Annotated in this window: 2 protein-coding genes; both read right to left on the reverse strand. The window is 66.5% G+C overall.

What is annotated here, in order from left to right; translation table 11 throughout:
* The coding region (locus ACGF12_RS38535; RefSeq protein ID WP_393041318.1) for a transposase at positions 1-437 on the reverse strand (437 nt) is incomplete at its 3' end.
* Positions 438-978: 541 nt separating this feature from the next.
* Complete coding sequence (locus ACGF12_RS38540; RefSeq protein WP_393041321.1) at positions 979-1,413, reverse strand: hypothetical protein; 435 nt, start codon at positions 1,411-1,413, stop codon at positions 979-981.
* Positions 1,414-1,524: the final 111 nt, after the last annotated feature.

Genomic DNA, 1,524 nt, shown 5'->3' on the forward strand with positions numbered 1-1,524 from the left:
GCCAACCACGCGACGGCCGAACAAGTGAACCTGAAACCCCGCCAACCCCTTCTGACCAGCTGATCAGCACCTCCCGCACACCGGGGGAAGCTCAGTGTGGCGTCCGGCCGCAGCCAGGCGGACACGTCGACGGCGAGCACGATCCGTCCACCCGGGCCGCGGGGCACGCTTCGGGCCGCGATCGCGGCCCGAAGGCGGTCAGGGTCAAGGTCTCCCCGGTTCAAGGCGGCGTACAGGGAGGCATGCGAGCGCCGGTGCTCGGGCGCCAGGGCCAGCTCGACCAGGGCGCGGACCGGACCGTCAGCGCACAGCAGGGCATCCGACAGCTCGAACAGTGCGTCCGTGCGGCGGGGCATCGCGGCGTACAAGTCCATTCGAAAGGTGGACAGTTCCGAGATTGCCTGCTGGTGAACGGCTTCAGGGGCCACAATCGACACCGACGACCTCCGGCTCTGTTGTGCGACTCGACATCACACAGCGTGAGGCGGAGGTCGTCACCTTGTCCGGCAGATCCCCATGTGGGTGACCAGCTCGAACAACCTCGAGTCGATCACCGAAGGTAAAACGACAAGCTAAGGCCGGGGCGGAAACGGAAAGGACCAACTTCCACCCCACACGGCTGAGCAGGAGAGGCAAGGCACCCCATCAGACCCCCTACCGGGACCACCGGCGGGCAGCGCGCGTCAGAGCCTTGGGGCGCTGCCCCAAACCCCGGCCCTCCTCGGAGGGGACCAGGGGCAGGCACACGGGCTCGGCTTCGACGGGGTGATCGTGGGCGGGTCGCGGGAATCCCCCTCCTCGATCGGCCACCCAAGGGCGTACCCGGAACCTCCAGGGGCCGGGTGCGGCGAAGCTGCCCGATCGAGGAGGGGACCACCCGCTCAGCTCAAGCCGTAGCCTCGGGAGGGGATGGCGGTAAGGCGCAGCGTTGCCCCGCGCCGGAGATCCAGAGCGGGGCAGCGTATTTGCTGGGCGGGACTACTCGAAGATATTCGGGACGGGGATGCGGTTGACACGCCGGCTGGAGTTCCAGGCCGACGCAACTGCCAGGTGAGCTGCCTTCAGGCGTCCCTTGGTGCCGTCGGCTCGGGTGTTGTTGTTCGTGGCGATGGTCTGGATCTTGGCCTTGAAGGAAAGGGGGTCGCCCTGACGCTTGAGCTTTTGTGCCAGCTCCTGGGGCTTGACCAAATCCGGATGCTTGGATACCACGATAGCGATACCGCCAATGGTGACGGAGTGCCACGTGTCGGGGGTGCGGCCCCAAGCGGCCTCGGCGATAGCAAGTGACTGGTCCAGGATCTCAGGGCCATACTCCTCGACAATGCCGAGGATTCCCTTGATGCCCCTTACGCCGTTCGTGGTGCGGCTGCCAACCTTGAGATCGTGCTTTTCCAAGACGGTGTTGGTGTCCACGAAGAGCGGGTGTCCAGCTAGGAGCGTGTCTCAGTAACCGGCAAGCGGCCGAGCGGTCGTGATCGGCGGGATCGGTCGTCGGCCGCTCGGCGCATGCCTGCTGGCGTCGGA

Source organism: Kitasatospora sp. NPDC048296 (assembly GCF_043201815.1).
Classification (GTDB): domain Bacteria; phylum Actinomycetota; class Actinomycetes; order Streptomycetales; family Streptomycetaceae; genus Kitasatospora.